17 protein-coding genes are annotated in these 16,861 nt (G+C 29.5%); 3 read left to right on the top strand and 14 right to left on the bottom strand.

Going from position 1 to position 16,861, the window contains the following annotated elements; all coding sequences use genetic code 11:
* Window positions 1-29: 29 nt before the first annotated feature.
* From BTO04_RS00900 to BTO04_RS00885, 4 genes are all read right to left on the bottom strand, one after another.
* On the bottom strand, window positions 30-1,376 hold the full coding sequence (locus BTO04_RS00900) for an OmpP1/FadL family transporter (protein ID WP_087562697.1): 1,347 nt from the start codon (window positions 1,374-1,376) through the stop codon (window positions 30-32).
* 129 nt (window positions 1,377-1,505) lie between these two features.
* Window positions 1,506-3,197, bottom strand: a complete 1,692-nt coding sequence (gene ettA / locus BTO04_RS00895) for an energy-dependent translational throttle protein EttA (protein WP_087562696.1) — start codon at window positions 3,195-3,197, stop codon at window positions 1,506-1,508.
* Between the two features lie 56 nt (window positions 3,198-3,253).
* The gene (locus tag BTO04_RS00890) at window positions 3,254-3,436 is read right to left on the bottom strand and encodes a CAL67264 family membrane protein (RefSeq protein ID WP_087562695.1); all 183 of its coding nucleotides are present in this window, start codon (window positions 3,434-3,436) and stop codon (window positions 3,254-3,256) included.
* A gap of 127 nt (window positions 3,437-3,563) precedes the next feature.
* A complete protein-coding gene (locus BTO04_RS00885) occupies window positions 3,564-6,200 on the bottom strand; it encodes a valine--tRNA ligase (RefSeq protein WP_087562694.1) in 2,637 nt (878 codons plus the stop codon).
* Window positions 6,201-6,523: 323 nt separating this feature from the next.
* Here BTO04_RS00885 and BTO04_RS00880 point away from each other — a divergent pair, with 323 nt between their 5' ends.
* Window positions 6,524-6,928: a DUF1573 domain-containing protein gene (locus BTO04_RS00880; RefSeq protein ID WP_087565292.1), complete on the top strand. Its 405-nt coding sequence runs from the start codon at window positions 6,524-6,526 to the stop codon at window positions 6,926-6,928.
* Here BTO04_RS00880 and BTO04_RS00875 read toward each other — a convergent pair whose 3' ends face one another.
* Window positions 6,929-8,269 carry an aspartyl protease family protein gene (locus tag BTO04_RS00875; RefSeq protein WP_232455923.1) on the bottom strand — a complete coding sequence of 447 codons (1,341 nt, stop codon included), beginning with the start codon at window positions 8,267-8,269 and terminating at the stop codon, window positions 6,929-6,931.
* 147 nt (window positions 8,270-8,416) lie between these two features.
* Here BTO04_RS00875 and BTO04_RS00870 point away from each other — a divergent pair, with 147 nt between their 5' ends.
* Both BTO04_RS00870 and murB read left to right on the top strand, forming a co-directional pair.
* Window positions 8,417-9,607 carry a pyridoxal phosphate-dependent aminotransferase gene (locus BTO04_RS00870; RefSeq protein ID WP_087562692.1) on the top strand — a complete coding sequence of 397 codons (1,191 nt, stop codon included), beginning with the start codon at window positions 8,417-8,419 and terminating at the stop codon, window positions 9,605-9,607.
* Window positions 9,608-10,618: a UDP-N-acetylmuramate dehydrogenase gene (gene murB, locus BTO04_RS00865; protein ID WP_087562691.1), complete on the top strand. Its 1,011-nt coding sequence runs from the start codon at window positions 9,608-9,610 to the stop codon at window positions 10,616-10,618. It begins immediately after the preceding gene.
* 97 nt (window positions 10,619-10,715) lie between these two features.
* On the opposite strand, the gene BTO04_RS00860 is transcribed toward murB, so the two are convergent.
* From BTO04_RS00860 to BTO04_RS00825, 9 genes are all read right to left on the bottom strand, one after another.
* A complete protein-coding gene (locus BTO04_RS00860; protein WP_087562690.1) occupies window positions 10,716-12,167 on the bottom strand; it encodes a CotH kinase family protein in 1,452 nt (483 codons plus the stop codon).
* 27 nt (window positions 12,168-12,194) lie between these two features.
* Window positions 12,195-12,368, bottom strand: coding sequence for a hypothetical protein (locus tag BTO04_RS15130; RefSeq protein ID WP_157662399.1), 174 nt, complete (start codon window positions 12,366-12,368; stop codon window positions 12,195-12,197).
* Between the two features lie 273 nt (window positions 12,369-12,641).
* The gene (locus BTO04_RS00855; RefSeq protein WP_087562689.1) at window positions 12,642-12,935 is read right to left on the bottom strand and encodes a hypothetical protein; all 294 of its coding nucleotides are present in this window, start codon (window positions 12,933-12,935) and stop codon (window positions 12,642-12,644) included.
* A 149-nt stretch (window positions 12,936-13,084) separates the two neighbouring features.
* Window positions 13,085-13,777 (bottom strand): SCO family protein, encoded by a 693-nt coding sequence (locus BTO04_RS00850; RefSeq protein ID WP_087562688.1) that lies wholly within the window; start codon window positions 13,775-13,777, stop codon window positions 13,085-13,087.
* A complete protein-coding gene (locus BTO04_RS00845) occupies window positions 13,755-14,378 on the bottom strand; it encodes a toxin-antitoxin system YwqK family antitoxin (protein ID WP_087562687.1) in 624 nt (207 codons plus the stop codon). The genes BTO04_RS00850 and BTO04_RS00845 overlap by 23 nt, the downstream gene beginning before the upstream one ends.
* Before the next feature lie 2 nt (window positions 14,379-14,380).
* On the bottom strand, window positions 14,381-15,112 hold the full coding sequence (locus BTO04_RS00840) for a YHYH protein (protein WP_087562686.1): 732 nt from the start codon (window positions 15,110-15,112) through the stop codon (window positions 14,381-14,383).
* A gap of 170 nt (window positions 15,113-15,282) precedes the next feature.
* Complete coding sequence (locus BTO04_RS00835) at window positions 15,283-15,771, bottom strand: hypothetical protein (protein ID WP_087562685.1); 489 nt, start codon at window positions 15,769-15,771, stop codon at window positions 15,283-15,285.
* Window positions 15,772-15,776: 5 nt separating this feature from the next.
* Window positions 15,777-16,085 (bottom strand): hypothetical protein, encoded by a 309-nt coding sequence (locus tag BTO04_RS00830; RefSeq protein WP_087562684.1) that lies wholly within the window; start codon window positions 16,083-16,085, stop codon window positions 15,777-15,779.
* A 63-nt stretch (window positions 16,086-16,148) separates the two neighbouring features.
* Window positions 16,149-16,727 carry an RNA polymerase sigma factor gene (locus BTO04_RS00825; protein ID WP_087562683.1) on the bottom strand — a complete coding sequence of 193 codons (579 nt, stop codon included), beginning with the start codon at window positions 16,725-16,727 and terminating at the stop codon, window positions 16,149-16,151.
* Window positions 16,728-16,861: the final 134 nt, after the last annotated feature.

The following is a 16,861-nucleotide window of genomic DNA, read 5'->3' as shown; positions in this document are numbered from 1 at the left end:
GGCTTTTTAATTGATAAAACTATACTTTTTTATTTTTTATTAAATGTATAGCTAACGCCAAACATCACCATACTCGTTGTCATTTCATAACCAACTTTGGATCCTGAAATTGCTCCATAAGGATTTGTTGGAGATGCCATCCTAGGATTCATTATTTCACCTTCAGTTTTACCATCACTTGCTCCGTAGTGATATACCCCGTTCAACCTTAAGTTATCCGTTAATGGGTAACTAAAACCAAATTGAAAAGCATTCGCAATAACTGCTGTTGCTGGTGATGAGAAGAAAGCCAATTCATCATCAATTGGATTACTACTATATGTATAACCAAATCTTAAAGGTAATTTTTCAATTCCTTTGTATTGGAGTCCAACAGAAAGTATATTAATACTTTTCCATCCAAAACCTGCAACTGAACCAGTTTGGGTCCAACCTTTAGCTTCAAAACCATCCGTATTTTCATAATCAACATATCTGTAATCCATTGCAAAATCGATATCTCCTTTAGAATACCCTAGACCAAATGATAATATTGAAGGATAATCCATATTAAATGCATTTTCAGAAACTGAATCATCTAAATGCGTATTTTTAAATTCTAAATCGCTAAATGATTGTGCTGTTTTATATGATGCACCTAACTTTATACCTCCTGGTGCATTGTAAAAAGCACCAAATTGCGCTCCAAAACCAATTGCAGAAGCTTTATCACTGATACCGTATCCAGCATCATTAGGACTTGCTGTTGGGTTTGGTGCTAATTCTAAGGCTGCATAATTAAAAGTTGGCTGTACACCAATTGAAAAATTATCAGTAACCTCATAAGCCCAAGCTAAACCAACTTGTAATAACATATAATCTGATTCTAAATGTCCAAAACCTCCTGCTGCTTGAGGATAATTCATTGGGTTAGAATTAAGATTAGGATTAAATGTTGAACTCATAGGATTATTAGCTTCTTCAGGAAATGTAACTCCAAAACCACTAATTCCAAATGCTGATGCACCAAAAGTATGTTTACTATCTTCTTTTCCCCAAACCATAGCTAAAGCGGGCATAGGAGAAGCACCTCTATCATCTTTTGTGATTCCTGAAACAGCTGGAGAACCTTGTCCCATAGCTCCTTCTGGTAAACTCCCACTTAGTTCTGGAGATGAAAAGAAAGCTCCAATATTAAAATCTAATATTTTATTATCAAAGACAGATATAGCTGCAGGATTCCATTGAAGTGCTCCAGAAATATCTAATGGCTGTGCAGTTGCTGCTCCACCCATAGACATATTAACGGATCCAACTCCTTGCATAACATGCCCTGCCTGTCCGTAAGCTAATGCTGATAGCATTAGAAACGCAAATTTTAAGAAATTTTTATTCATAATATTAAGATTAAATTAGTACTGTAAAACTGTAAGTTACACTATAGGTTAAAAGTAAATATAACCCCATATTATAACTATGATATTAATCATAAAAAACAGTACTAATTCAATAAAAATATTTAAAAACTATCTAATTAATTTTCTATATTTAATTCGTTTTGGCATTAAATCTCCACCTAAACGGTTCTTCTTATTTTCTTCATATTCAGAAAAACCTCCTTCAAAAAAGTAAACTTCACTATTCCCTTCAAAAGCTAAAATATGAGTACAAACTCTATCTAAAAACCATCTATCATGCGAAATAACTACAGCACAACCTGCAAAATTTTCTAAACCTTCTTCTAAAGCTCTTAATGTATTTACATCTAAATCATTTGTTGGCTCATCTAAAAGTAAAACATTACCTTCTTCTTTTAAGGTCATTGCTAAATGCAATCTGTTACGCTCTCCTCCAGAAAGTGTATTTACTTTTTTGTTTTGCTCGCTTCCAGAAAAGTTAAAACGACTTAAGTAAGCACGAGAGTTTACTTGCTTTCCTCCCATCATAACTAAGTCTTGACCGTCTGAAAAGTTTTCCCAAATGGTTTTTTCAGGATCAATATTTGAATGTGCTTGATCAACATAAGCAATCTTTGCAGTTTCACCTACATTAAAACTACCTGAATCAGGAGTTTCTTCTCCCATTATCATTTTAAAAATAGTCGTTTTTCCTGCTCCATTGGGTCCAATAATCCCAACAATTCCTGCTTGCGGAAGATTAAATTCTAAATTATCATATAATAATTTATCTCCATAAGCTTTAGAAACACCCGTTGCTTCAATTACATTTGTTCCTAAACGTGGTCCATTAGGAATGTAAATTTCTAATTTCTCATCAACTTGTTTCTGGTCTTGACTCATTAATTTGTCATAGTTTTTCAAACGTGCTTTTTGCTTTGTTTGACGACCTTTTGCTCCTTGACGAACCCAATCTAACTCACGTTCTAATGTTTTTTGACGCTTAGAAGCCGTTTTGCTTTCTTGTGCCATTCTTTGAGACTTTTGATCTAACCAAGAAGAGTAGTTTCCTTTCCAAGGAATTCCTTCACCTCTATCTAATTCTAAAATCCAACCAGCAACATTGTCTAAGAAATATCTATCATGCGTTACAGCAATAACAGTTCCTTTATATTGTGCTAAATGGTGCTCTAACCAATGTACAGATTCTGCATCCAAGTGATTGGTAGGCTCATCTAATAATAAAATTTCTGGTTCTTGTAATAACAATCTACATAAAGCAACACGTCTTTTTTCACCACCAGAAAGAACACCAATCTTCTTATCAGAATCTGGAGTTCTTAAAGCATCCATTGCTATTTCTAGTTTGGTATCTAATTCCCAGGCATTTGCAGCATCAATTTTATCTTGAAGTTCTGCTTGTTGCGCCATTAATTTATCCATTTTGTCTGCATCAGAATAGACTTCTTCTAAACCAAACATGTCATTTATCTTATTGTACTCATCTAAAATTGCAACCGTTTCTGCAACTCCTTCTTTTACAATTTCTAAAACGGTTTTCTCTGGATCTAATTGAGGTTCTTGTTCTAAATAACCTACATTATAACCTGGTGAAAAAGTAACATCACCTTGAAAATTCTTTTCTACACCTGCAATGATTTTTAATAAGGTTGATTTTCCTGATCCGTTTAAACCAAGAATACCAATTTTTGCTCCATAGAAAAAACTTAAATAAATGTCTTTTAAAACTTGTTTTCCTGTTGATTGATAAGTTTTAGACAACTTATTCATCGAAAAGATTACTTTCTTATCGTCGCTCATTATATTTTATATTTTAAATTTTATGTAAAAACTACTATTGAAAACTATAGCCTTTTTTATACTCTTCCTTTTAATGCATTAAAAACCCAGGCTACAGCAAAAAAACCAACACCAACAGCAGCAAATCCCCAACCTGAAACATCTCTATATCTAAAAGCTCCTAGAGCAATTAAACTTAATCCTACAAGTATCATAATAAAAGTTGCCCAGCCCAAAACTGTATTCTTGTTCATTCCCATAATTCTTCCTTATTTGTTAGTTTGATGGCAAATATCGGTATTTATTTGATTCTTTCAAATTATAAGAAAACCTAAAAAAAAAAACCTCGCTATAAAGCGAGGTTAAATTCTATTTATTTTGTATTCGTTATTGTAAACTAGCTAAACTACTTTTTATCGTTTCTATTTTAGCGAACGTATCTGCTTGTTTTTTACGTTCTAATTCTAATACTTTTTCTGGGGCATTAGAGACAAAACGCTCGTTAGATAACTTCTTTGTAATTCCGAATAAGAAACCTTCTGCTCTTTTTAATTCGCCTTCTAACTTCTTAACTTCTGCTTCTACATCTATATTTTCGATAGAAATAGGTACAAAATATTCATTAGATTTTACTCTAAATGAAGCTCCTTCAACTTTTTCTGAAACATAATTAATTGCGGATGCATTTGTTAATTTCTGAATAACTTTATCGAAATCTTTGGTATACTTATCATTATTTACAACAAATAGTTCAACAGTTTCTTTAAACGAAATATTTTTATCTTTTCTTATCGTTCTAATTCCTGATACAATTCCTGTGGCAGTTTCAAACTCATTAATTAAAGATTCATTTATTGTTTTTTGTGTTGGAAATTTTGCAATTACCAATGCTTCTTCTGGAGTTCTTTCAGAAATAAATTGCCAAATTTCTTCTGTTAAAAATGGCATAAATGGATGTAAAATCTTTAAATTATTTTCTAAAACCTCAATTATTGATTTGTATGTTTTAGCATCTATTGGTTCTTGATACCCTGGCTTTACTATTTCTAATAACCAAGAAGAAAAATCATCATTTATTAATTTATAAATCGTCATTAGAGCATCTGATAAACGATATTTAGAAAAATGATCATCTATTTCTGCAAGTGCTTTATTAAATTTAGCTTCGTACCATTCTAAACCAATTTTTGAAGTTTCTGGTTGTTCTAAAGTTTCACTTACCTCCCAACCTGTTATCAAACGGAAAGTATTCCAAATTTTATTTGCAAATCCTTTTCCTTGCTGGCATAATTCTTCTTCGAACATTAAATCGTTTCCAGCAGCAGAGCTCAATAATAACCCTACTCTAACTCCATCTGCTCCATATTCTTCAATTAATTTAAGCGCATCTGGCGAGTTCCCTAAAGATTTAGACATTTTTCTTCTTTGTTTATCTCTAACTAAACCTGTTAAATAAACATTCTGAAAAGGTTTTTCGTCCTTATATTCATATCCTGCCACAATCATTCTAGCTACCCAGAAGAATAAAATATCCGGACCTGTAACTAAATCATTTGTTGGATAATAATATTTAATTTCTTCATTCTCAGGATTTCTAATTCCGTCAAAAACACTCATTGGCCATAACCAAGAAGAAAACCAAGTATCTAAAGCATCTTCATCTTGACGTAAGTCTGTTGTTAATAAAGATGGGTTTTGGGTCTTTTCTTTTGCTAAAACTAAAGCATCTTCAATATTTTCTGCAACAACAAAATCTTCTTTTCCATCTCCGTAGAAATAAGCAGGAATTTGTTGTCCCCACCACAATTGACGAGAAATATTCCAGTCACGCACATTTTCCATCCAATGACGGTACGTGTTTTCGAATTTCTTTGGATATAAGTTAATTTCTGCATCTTCACCTAAAACAGCATCAATAGCAGGTTTAGCTAAATCTTTCATTTTTAAAAACCATTGATCTGATAATCTTGGCTCAATAACTGCTTTTGTTCTTTCTGAGGTTCCAACTTTGTTCATATGAACTTCCGTCTTTACCAAAAAGCCTTTTTCTTCTAATTCTTTTGTAATTTCTTTACGAACAACAAAACGATCTTTTCCTTGATAATGTAATCCGAAAGAATTTAAAGAAGCATCATCATTAAAAATATCAATTACTTCTAATTTATGTTTATCTCCTAAAGCTTTATCATTTTCATCATGTGCAGGTGTCACTTTTAAACAACCTGTTCCAAATTCTATATCTACATATTCATCTTCTATAATAGGAATCACTCTATTACAAAGTGGCACAATTGCTTTTTTCCCTTTTAAATGTGAAAAACGTTCATCATTTGGGTTGATACAAATTGCGGTATCTCCAAAAATTGTTTCTGGTCTTGTTGTAGCAATTGTTAAAGTATCTTCAGAACCTTCAATTTTATATTCTAAATAATATAAATTTCCTTGTCTTTCTTCATGAATTACTTCTTCATCAGAAAGTGTAGTTTTTGCTTCGGGATCCCAGTTTACCATTCTGTAACCTCTATAAATTAAACCTTTGTTGTATAAATCAACAAAGACCTTAATTACAGATTCAGACATTTCTGGATCCATTGTAAAAGCAGTTCTTTCCCAATCACAAGAAGCACCTAACTTCTTTAATTGTTCTAAAATAATACCTCCATATTCATCTTTCCATTCAAAAGCATGTTGTAAAAAGGCTTCACGAGTTAAATCGCTTTTATTAATTCCTTGTTCTTTTAATTTTGCAACAACTTTAGCTTCAGTAGCAATTGAAGCGTGATCCGTACCAGGAACCCAACAAGCATTTTTACCTTGTAAACGCGCTCTACGAATTAATACATCTTGAATTGTATTATTTAACATATGCCCCATATGTAATACTCCAGTTACATTTGGCGGCGGAATGACAATAGTATAAGGCTCTCTTTCATCTACTTCAGAATGAAAATAATTATGTTTCATCCAGTAGTCATACCACTTACTTTCTACTTTACTTGCATCATATTTAGATGGAATTGTCATACTTTGGAATAGTTTTTGAAATATAGTTTGCAAAAATACAATTATCTGTGATGAACAGAAAAAAACTGTTGATTTTTTAATCATAAAAAATAACCGTAAATTTGATTTTTTGAAAAACGTATTCGTTTTTACATTATTTATTTTATTTTCAATTGAAACATCTGCACAAGAATTTTAATTAAAAACTAGAACACACAATTATGCCAAACGAAGAAGCTAGCAGTACTGTTTCTTCTGAAATTTCTAAAAATGGAGGTTTTTCTAACACGAAAAAATCAATAAAAAGAAGTAAAATAAAAAGTATATTCAATAATAAAAAGAAAATGAAAAAATTATTTATAGTATGTTTATTAGCATTTGGAAGTTTTACTTTAAATGCACAAGAATTTAAGTTTGAAAAAGAAACTATTGACTATGGAAAAATTGCTAAAAGCTCTAACGGAGTAAGAACTTTTGTTTTTACCAATGTAGGAGACAAACCATTAACTATAAATAAAATACAATCTACTTGTGGCTGCACTGTTCCTAAAAAACCAGAACACCCAATAATGCCTGGTGATAAAGGTGAAATTAAAGTTTCTTATGATACTAAAAGACTTGGTGGTTTTTCTAAATCTATTACGATATACTCAAACGCAAAAAAGACTAGAAAAGTTATTAAAATTAAAGGTTTAGTTGAAAAAGGAGTTTCTTTAGAAAAAGAAAAAAGCATCCTTTCTGATAGTTAACTATGCTTTTTTCTCTAAACGGAATTCAAATTTCATTTTAACGCCATTTCTTTCAATTTGCATTTTTATTTTCTTTTTATCTCTTTCTTGAAATTTAGAAAAGATTTCACTTAGTGTAAAATTATGTGCCGGTTTACCATTAATTTTTAATAGTATATCATTTTTTAACAACCCTGCTTTATCTGCAGAAGAGTTTTTAACAACCTTATTAATTTTGTAAGAATGCTGAAATTTAAATGAGTAACTCGTAATAAAAAACACAGAATTATTATTGTCTAATTTTTGACTGTAATTACTTTTTACCTCTTTTTCTATTTTTTCTTTCACTAATTGCTTTCCATTATAAACAACATCTAACCCACTCATATTATAGTTAAAACCATTTTTAAAAGAACCATTCTTTTTTAATGTAATTTTCTTATTTGGATAATCAACCCAAACTTTAAAACGTTTTAAAAGACCTCCTCCTATACTTCCATTCCTCTTTTTAAATGTTCTTGCTCTATGAGTTGATACAGTATCTAAAAAGGAAGCTGTTGGATTTTTAATTTCAAATCTACCTAATGAAATCTTAGGTATTCTACTCCTATTTCCAAAGATAATTCCACTTAAGCCTTCACCCAAAATATCATTAAAAAACCTTTTTGGAGTCTTAATTTCTTCCTTAGAATCTTCAAATAGCCAAATAGCATCACTTCCTCCAGAATCCACCAACATTTTTACTTTTGTTGTAGAAGAACCAATTGTATCTAATTGAATTTCAGCATTTATATAAGGTTTCTTTCTATAAAAACTTACTGTAAATTCTTCACATTTTCTGCATTTTTTATACGTATATGTTTTCGGATTATATAGATCTATTTTTTTTGACTTATAATTTATTTTTACAATAAAATCCTTAAAGATGTTATATCCAATAATTCCATGAATTGTGGTGCCCATTTTACTAGACAAATCAAAATAATCTTTTAAAATAACATAAATAGTTTCATTAGTACTAGTAGTATTTTTTATTTTAAGTGTATTGTTTTCTGACATAAATGCTTTTACAGATTCTCCTGCACCTAAGCCTTGTAGTGTTATTTTTTTTATATCATTAAGACCTATACTATCATTTTGTGATAAATTAAAAAGGATTGTTTTATTAACACCCGTATCTAAAATAAATGAAAGTTTTTTGCCATTAATTTCTAAAGGAAAAACAATTAAATTATTAATTAATTTAAACTTAATCTGCTCTCTATTCTTATTAGGGCCATTAAACTGAAAACCTGTTTGTGAATTTATTTTTATAGAAATACTCATAAAAATAAAGACGAGAAGTATAACTCTTTTTTTCAATAAATATAATTTTATAATCAAGATACAAATTAAGTTTTAGTTAGATAAATTTTTAGGAAAAAATTAACCTTTAAACTTTATGCAATAAAACATTACATATAAAATATATTTTGCAAATTTGCATAGCTAATTTTAAAATATTAAAAAATGCCATCAATATCAAAAAAAGGTATTAAAATGCCACAATCACCAATAAGAAAATTGGTGCCATTTGCAGAAGACGCAAAAAAAAGAGGAACCAAAGTTTTTCATTTAAATATTGGTCAACCTGATATTAAAACCCCTCAGATAGCTTTAGATGCAGTAAAAAATAATACAATAAAAACATTAGCGTATGCACGTTCTGAAGGTTCTGAAGAATACAGAACAAAGCTTGCAAAATACTATGTTAAAAATGACATAAACGTTTCTGCTAATAATATAATTGCAACAACTGGTGGCTCTGAAGCCTTACTTTTTACAATAGGTAGTATTACAGATCCTGGTGATGAAATTATTATTCCAGAACCATTTTACGCTAATTACAATGGTTTCTCAACAGCTTCTGGTGTTAAAGTTGTACCTGTAATTTCTAAAATTGAAGATAATTTTGCACTTCCTAAAATTGAAGATTTTGAGAAGTTAATCACAAAAAAAACAAAAGCAATTTTAATTTGTAATCCTGGTAATCCTACTGGATATTTATATTCTAGAGAAGAAATACAAAAATTAAAAAAAATTGTATTAAAACACGATTTATTTTTAATTGCTGATGAAGTTTATAGAGAATTTACTTATGATGGTTTAAAACATACATCAGTAATGTCTTTAGATGGTTTAGAACAAAACTCTATAGTTATAGACTCTGTTTCTAAACGCTATAGTATGTGTGGTGCTAGAATTGGTTGTATTGTTTCTAAAAATGATGAATTTATTGCTACTGCAATTAAATTTGCTCAAGCAAGATTAAGTCCGCCAACATATGCTCTAATTGCAAGTGAAGCAGCTTTAGAAACGCCACAAAGTTATTTTGATGAAGTTATTGAAGAATATGTAGAAAGAAGAAATACATTAATTTCTGAATTAAAGAAAATTGATGGTGTTAAAGTTGCAAATCCTAAAGGAGCCTTTTATTGTGTAGCAGAATTACCAGTAAAAGATTCTGATGATTTTGCACAATGGCTTTTAGAAGAATTTAATGATAACAATGAAACTATTATGGTAGCTCCTGCTAGTGGATTCTACTCTACAGAAGGTGAGGGAAAAAACCAAGTAAGAATTGCATACGTTTTAAATAAAAAAGACTTAATTAGGTCTGTAGAAATATTAGGTAAAGCGCTAGAACAATACAATAAGTAATTGAATCTTTTACAAAACATATCACTTAAAAGCTATAATACGTTTGGGGTTTCTGTAAACGCCAAACGTTTTATTGCTGTTACTTCTTTTTATGAATTACAACAATTACTAAAAACAGAAAAAGAATTATTTTTACTTTCTGGAGGTAGTAATATGCTCCTTACTACAGATATTGAAAAACTGGTTGTTTTTCTAAATATTAAAGGAATTTCTATTGATAAAGAAGATGATAATTTTGCTTATTTAACAGTAAATGCTGGCGAAAACTGGCATGAATTTGTTCTTTGGTGTATTTCTCAAAATTATGGTGGAATTGAAAATTTATCTCTAATTCCTGGTAATGTTGGTACGTGTCCTATTCAAAATATTGGTGCTTATGGCGTTGAAGTAAAAGATGTTATTACAAAAGTTGAAGGGCTAACGATTGATGCAGAAAAGAGCGTTCAATTTTCTAATTCAGCATGTAAATTTGGATACAGAAATTCAATTTTCAAAAACGAGCAAAAAGGTAAAGTTATACTTACTTCTGTAAGTTTTAAGCTAACAAAAAATAAACACCATTTAAATACTTCTTATGGTGCAATTGATGCTGAATTAACTTCTAAAAACATATTAGAACCAACAATAAAAAACATTTCTGATGCTGTAATTGCAATTAGAAAATCAAAATTACCAGACCCTAAAGAGATTGGAAATAGTGGTAGTTTCTTTAAAAACCCTGTAATTACTAAAACGCAATTTGAACAATTACAAAAAGAATTTCCAACAGTTCCTAGTTACACAATTTCTGAAACTGAAGTAAAAGTTCCTGCTGGCTGGTTAGTAGAACAAGCTGGGTATAAAGGAAAACGTTTTGGTGATGCTGGTGTGCATGCAAAACAAGCGTTAGTTTTAGTTAATTATGGAGATGCAACTGGACAAGAGATTTACAAACTTGCACAGGATATTCAAAAAAAAGTATTTAAAATATTTGGAATCCCATTAGAGATTGAGGTAAATATTATTGAATAAAAAAATTCAAATAGCGTGTTTAAACTTCATTTTTAAATATTAAAAAAAGCCTCGTAATTTCTTACGAAGCTTTAACTTAACCATACCCAAAACTTTTTTAATCTAAATAATTTTTTGCTGCAGTATTTCTTGAAATAACGTGCGATTTTAATTCACTAACTGCTGATTGAAAATCTGAACCACTATTTAAAAAAGTATATCCAGATATTTCAGAAGTAGCAGATTCTTCTACCAAAGTAGCATACGTTGTATATAAATCTTGTATTGTAGTTTCATTAAAGGCACCATCAATTACTTCTTGAACGTATGTATCATATTTTGCTTTATACACATCATCATTATATAAATAACCAATTAACGGCCAGCTAGAAGCATTTAATCCTGAAAAATCTAAACGATAAGACCCTCCCATTTTACCAGTTTCAAGTGCTTCATTATTATCCCAAGGAATCCATGTTAATTTACTTGTATCTGGATTATTATATAGAAAATAATTATGTGTCATTCTTCCATAAGTATCCCAATTTTGAATTACTGTATTCACTGCTAAATATTTTAAAAATATATCTGTATCTAAAACAGCTTCTAAATTTGTTCTCCAAGTTGCAGCATCTGAAGTTCTAGAACCATCGTGCAAGATTGATAATAAACTTGAAACATCTGAAAAATCTGCTTCATCTTCATTTGTTTTCTTTACATATTCATCTTCATCAAAAGTCCCGTTTGCAAAAGATGCAGCATCCCCATCTGGTTTGTATAAATTACCATCATCACTTGTAAATTGGGTATCAATTACTGTATCATCAACTTCTTCAACTAACGTATATAATCCAAAGTAAATTGGTCCATTTCCATGATCTACATAAACAGTATAAAAAGCTGTATGGGAAGCTGCTAAACCAGCATTTCTAAACACATCTGTTGCTACTTTTTCGCGCAACATTGATTTATCATTATAATTATTTTTAAGACTTAACTTCTTAAATCCATAAAAACGCTGATTTTTAATTTGAGGATACTCATCTTCAAATTCATCAAAATCTAATTTAAATGATAATTTTAAAATTCCAGAACCCCAACTAGATTGTAAACTAGAATTCCCTTTAAAACGGATTCCTACTTTATACCATTCTATACCTTCATAAAATATTTCACTCGGAACAAAAATTGGGTTTTCATCAGAATCAACCAAACCACCTCCTCCACCTCCAGGTCCTCCAGATGAAGAAGAGCCAAATGTGCCATAGGTAGTTGTCATATCATTTAACATAGCACTCCAATTATCTTCAGAAATAACAACATCTAATCTCTTAACTTCATTATTTGGAAATATTTCATCAAAATTTGGAGTTGCATCTTTACTATGTGTATCTGTTGTCCAATCGGTTGCCACTAAATCTGTATCTTCAATAACAACTTCTCCATCACCTTCCTCTTCTGTTTCTATATCTGCAACAGCATCACTACTACAACTATTAATAGCAACTATTGAGGCGCTAAAGATTAATGCAACAAAAAATAAACTTAAACTATTCTTAATTTTCTTCATCTGTTTTAATTTTATATAATAATTATTTTAATTTTTAAATCTGTACGTATATTTTAAACCTACAATATTTGTTACATCAGGAAAATCTATATTTAACTCTTTTTCCATTCTATACAACACCCCTACTTTACCAAAATTCTTTATTTTACAGGAAAGATTGAAGTCTAAAGTTACCCGTTCTTTAGACTTTAAATTTACCAATGTAATTCTCTTAAAACCACTCCATAAACTAGGTTCTAGATTAAAGTTTTCTTTTGTTGTTTTTGAAATAAAATCAGTAAAGAATCTGACAGATTTGTTTCAATGTCATTTAAAGAAGTACTACATATTTACGTTGTCGAATCTATGTTCTAAAAGGCTTTCCTTTATTCTAGTATCATTAACTTCAAATACTCTATAATGAATATCTAGATTTTGTATCTGTACGTTTCATTAATGCAATACTTTTTATTTATTTAAAAAAATAGCAGGAAATTAATTTCTTGGTCTTTCTTTTCTTTCAGGTTTTGGTGCATTTTTAAGCTCTTTTTTTGAAATAAAACCATCTTCATTGGTATCTATTATTTTGAAATCTTTTTTTAAAGGACCTTTAGCTTCTTTTAAAGAAATTTGCCCATCTTCATTAGCGTCTAAATCTTTTAGAATTTGTTTAACTGAAGGTGGACCTTGAGGTCTTTCTCCTTTACCACCTACCTGGGCAAAAGCAGTTGAAGAAATTAATAAACTAAGACCTAAAACTCCTATTACTTTTTTTGTTGATTTTTTCATCATTTCTATTTTTAATGTTTATAGAAGTTTAGATGCGTACTTTTTAAAAAACTTGTTTACATAACTTCTCTTTAACTTTAGTTTAACAAAAAAGCCCTGTTAACCAATTAACAGAGCTCTTATTTTTTATTCCCCCGAATAAAATATTTTTATATTTCTTTTTGAAGTGATTTAATATCAACAATTAATTGAGCTATTGAAGCTCTATTTAAACCATTATAAATACCTCTTATATGCTTTTCTTTATCAATCAATAAAAAGTTTTCTGTGTGTAAAAAATCATTTATATCTTTTGGAGTAAGGCTAAGTTCATTTTCTACAAAATAATGATTTCTTCCTAAGTTATAAATTTCCTTTTTATCACCTGTAACTAAATGCCATTTCCCATTAATTATACTATTTCTTTCTGCATATTCTTTAAGAACCGGAACAGAATCTTTAGTTGGAGTTACGGAATGAGATAATAGCAATATTTCTGAATCTTCTTTAAATTCTTCCTGAATTTTAAGCATGTTCTCAGTCATTTTAGGACAAATACCTGGGCATGTTGCAAAAAAGAAATCGGTTACATATATTTTGTTTTCAAATGTTTTTTGTGAAATTGTATCTCCTAATTGATTTATTAGTTTAAAATCTGGAATTCTATGAAAACTTTTCTCTTCTTTACTATTGGGTTTTATCCAATTTGGTTCAAAAGTTTCTTCATTAAAATAAGGCAAATACAATACTCTACTCGTTTCTTCTACTTTTAGATTTTCTTTTTTCAGTTGTTTAGAACAATTTAAAAAAAGAAAAATAGCGAAAATTAATACTAGAAATTTATTTTGTAATAACTTTTTCATCTTCTAATTTATAACATGAATTTGCTCGTTTCAACCCAAAAATACGTCCATTTTTTGCTTCGTAATTAACATACAATTTCCCGTTTTCTAACCAAGCTTGTTGTTTACCACTCTCTTTACCATCAACTATATTTCTAAGTTTAGCGAATACACCTGTTGGATACCATTTTTTTTGTACGCCTTGCATAACGCCTTTAACATAGGTAGATTCCTCTGCTAAAACACCATTTTCCCACCACGTTTTATAAGTGCCTTCAAAACGATTATTCTTAAAACTAAGTTGTAAACGAAGTTGACCTTTCTCTGACCATTTTTTAGAAACTCCTTCTCTCTTGCCTTTTGAAAAACCCGTTTTTTCTGCTAAAGAATCATTTGGATAATATTTTACAGCATACCCCGAAAAAGGTACTTCTTTGTAATACCAAGTTCCTTCAATCTGATTTAAAATTATTTCTTCTTTTAGTACTTCAACATCAGTAATTACAATTTGATTTTCAGTACTATTTTTTGATATTATTTTTTTAGTATTTAAAACATTTTTCTTGCAGCTAAGTAAACTAGCTGTAAGAAAAAGTATTAAAAAAAATCTAAATTTTATCATTCTTAGTAACCTTGATAAGGTCCTTCAAATGCAATATAAGAACCTGTATTAGAATACAATTCATTAATTATATGGTAATGATATTCTGCTTCCGTAGTATGTTGTGTTGTAGTTGTATGACCACCAGAAGCATCTAAACCTGATGGATAAGTGCCTGTTGAATTACATTTTCTTCCGTATAAAAATACACCATCTAATAAAACACCAACTAAGTTTTCATCGTCATCTGTAAATGCTTTTGGTTCTAAATGATAATGATATACTCCTGGTCCAATATGAGCTCCAGTCCAATCTAAACTTGCAGCAGCAGCATCTAAAGCTCCTCCTCCTTCTTGATCGTTAAAAATAGATGCTCCACTTACGGCAATACCAATAGTATTAAAATCTGTAGAAATAGTATTTCCTGTTAAATTAGGAGTCGCATCTACAGTAATTGTTACTGCATTATTATTACTACTCATTATACTTGGTGTTTCATCAATATCTTCTTCAATATACCCATCATTTCCTACACCCCAATAAGACGTATCATGATCTGGTAAACCTGTAGTTTCTATGACAACATTAGAACCATCTATATAAATAGTAGTTGCTTCCGCATTAAACGATGCATAAGCAGCATGTAAAGTTGTTGTTACCTCTTCTTCTATTTCTGTTTCTGAGGAACTACAAGAATAGGTAATTGATAAAATAAGTATCCCTATAAAAGATGCTTTTAATAAATTAATTTTCATTGATTTTATTTTTTAATTAGTCTTTAATCTTTAGATGCTCGTTTTTAATAAAACTTGCGTTTTATTTTTTTTTAAAATTCAGTTATTGCTTTTTAGTACTATTTTCAATAAACAAAAAAGCTCTTTTAATGAATTAAAAGAGCTTTTGTACTGCTATAAAATGAGAACACCTATCTTGGTGAATGATGTACCCCTTCTTTAGGTGGAGGTGGCATATTACCTCCATTGGGCGGTCTACCTTCTCCTCCTCTTAAAGCATTTATAATAATTTCATCAAACTTTTGGGCTTGATCTGAAGTACATAATTTTCTTACTTTATAGAAAAAACGAAATAACTCTGCTTCTTTTGTCCCTTCTAAAAACCCAATCTTATTTGTTAAAGAATCTGAATTAAAATTTTCTTTATAAAAAGAACTAAATAAAACATCTTTTTGCTCTTTTATTTTTTCTTCAATAGCTATCATAGCATCTCTATGCTTAATGTCTAATTTTAAAAACTGTTCTTTTTGAGCATCAGAAAATTGCAACTGTGCTGTTAAAAAATTTCTTTCTGGATGTTGTCTTTGTTTTTCGTGTGGTTTATTAATTAACATAAAAATTAAAACACCATTTAATACGACTAAAAGAATAAGTAAAATTGGTAGTAATTTTGATTTCATACCTTTTAATTTAAAATAGAATTTGTTTCTGTGTATAGACTATATTCTTGAGCAAAAGTTTCTAAACTTGTATCTGTAGTATTTATTGAAAATGCGTATAATATCGCACTTACATTTAAAAACACTACCATACCTAAAGTTGCTAATTGTAATTGCGGAGACAACCAGCTAAATGTAATTTTATACGCTTCTTTTTCTTGTAATTTCTGTAATACTTTGTGCTTAAAAAAGTGATTTACATCAACTTTTTCAATGGTATCTAACACTTTAAAAGTGCCTTCTACTTGTTGGTTTATATATTCTTTGTTCTTCATTTTTATTTTGTTCTAAAAACAATCTATAGTTATATAGATGCAAATTCTTTTAAAAACTTGTGTCTAATTTTCATTTTTATAAAAATCTTCTAACTTCTCTTGCAAATTTTTCTTAGCTCTAAACATCAAAGACTCTACAGATGATAAACTTCTACCAGTAATTTCAACTATTTCTTGGTAGCTCTTTCCATCTACTTTAGCTAACGTAAAAACCACTCTTTGACTTTCTGATAAAGTGTTTATCGCTTTAAAAATTATTGTAGATTTTTCTTTATTCTCTAATAAAACTCCTGGATGATTTACTTCTGTAAAATAACTTGTTTTATCTATAGGAATTTCATTCCCAAAGATAGTTTGCATAAACGCAAAACGTTTTTTTGAGTTCTTTTTTCTAATAAATTCTAAACATTTATTAGTCGCAATTTTATAAATCCAAGTAGATAGTTTTGAATCTCCTTTAAACTTTTTTATAGATTTAAAAATTTCTAAGAAAACTTCTTGTGCTACATCTTCTGCATCTTCCTTATTAGGAATAAAAGAAATACAGGTACCAAAAACTTTCTGCTGATAGTCCTCTAAAAGTTGACTATAGGCAGCTTGTTTCCCTTTAATTAATTCGTCTATAAAATGTTGTTCTTTCAAGTATTATTTTAAAAAAGTAAACATACGAAAAAAAGCAGATGAACAAAATATTTAACTAGTTTACAAAATATATTAGGTGCTTTTTCTTTTAAAGACTTCACTTATATTACACTAAAAAAAAAAAGTTGCTATGC

Origin of the sequence: Polaribacter sp. SA4-10, assembly GCF_002163835.1 — a bacterium.
In the GTDB taxonomy this organism is placed as follows: Bacteria; Bacteroidota; Bacteroidia; order Flavobacteriales; family Flavobacteriaceae; genus Polaribacter.
Note: the sequence above shows the minus strand (reverse complement) of the source record. Positions and strands in the feature narration are given on the sequence as shown.

Bases quoted from the DNA above. Each gene is read 5' to 3' on its own strand.
- BTO04_RS00900 (WP_087562697.1), bottom strand. From the start codon at position 1,376: ATGAATAAAAATTTCTTAAAATTTGCGTTTCTAATGCTATCAGCATTA.
- ettA (WP_087562696.1), bottom strand. From the start codon at position 3,197: ATGAGCGACGATAAGAAAGTAATCTTTTCGATGAATAAGTTGTCTAAA.
- BTO04_RS00890 (WP_087562695.1), bottom strand. From the start codon at position 3,436: ATGGGAATGAACAAGAATACAGTTTTGGGCTGGGCAACTTTTATTATG.
- BTO04_RS00885 (WP_087562694.1), bottom strand. From the start codon at position 6,200: ATGACAATTCCATCTAAATATGATGCAAGTAAAGTAGAAAGTAAGTGG.
- BTO04_RS00880 (WP_087565292.1), top strand. From the start codon at position 6,524: ATGAAAAAATTATTTATAGTATGTTTATTAGCATTTGGAAGTTTTACT.
- BTO04_RS00870 (WP_087562692.1), top strand. From the start codon at position 8,417: ATGCCATCAATATCAAAAAAAGGTATTAAAATGCCACAATCACCAATA.
- BTO04_RS00860 (WP_087562690.1), bottom strand. From the start codon at position 12,167: ATGAAGAAAATTAAGAATAGTTTAAGTTTATTTTTTGTTGCATTAATC.
- BTO04_RS00855 (WP_087562689.1), bottom strand. From the start codon at position 12,935: ATGAAAAAATCAACAAAAAAAGTAATAGGAGTTTTAGGTCTTAGTTTA.
- BTO04_RS00850 (WP_087562688.1), bottom strand. From the start codon at position 13,777: ATGAAAAAGTTATTACAAAATAAATTTCTAGTATTAATTTTCGCTATT.
- BTO04_RS00845 (WP_087562687.1), bottom strand. From the start codon at position 14,378: ATGATAAAATTTAGATTTTTTTTAATACTTTTTCTTACAGCTAGTTTA.
- BTO04_RS00840 (WP_087562686.1), bottom strand. From the start codon at position 15,112: ATGAAAATTAATTTATTAAAAGCATCTTTTATAGGGATACTTATTTTA.
- BTO04_RS00835 (WP_087562685.1), bottom strand. From the start codon at position 15,771: ATGAAATCAAAATTACTACCAATTTTACTTATTCTTTTAGTCGTATTA.
- BTO04_RS00830 (WP_087562684.1), bottom strand. From the start codon at position 16,085: ATGAAGAACAAAGAATATATAAACCAACAAGTAGAAGGCACTTTTAAA.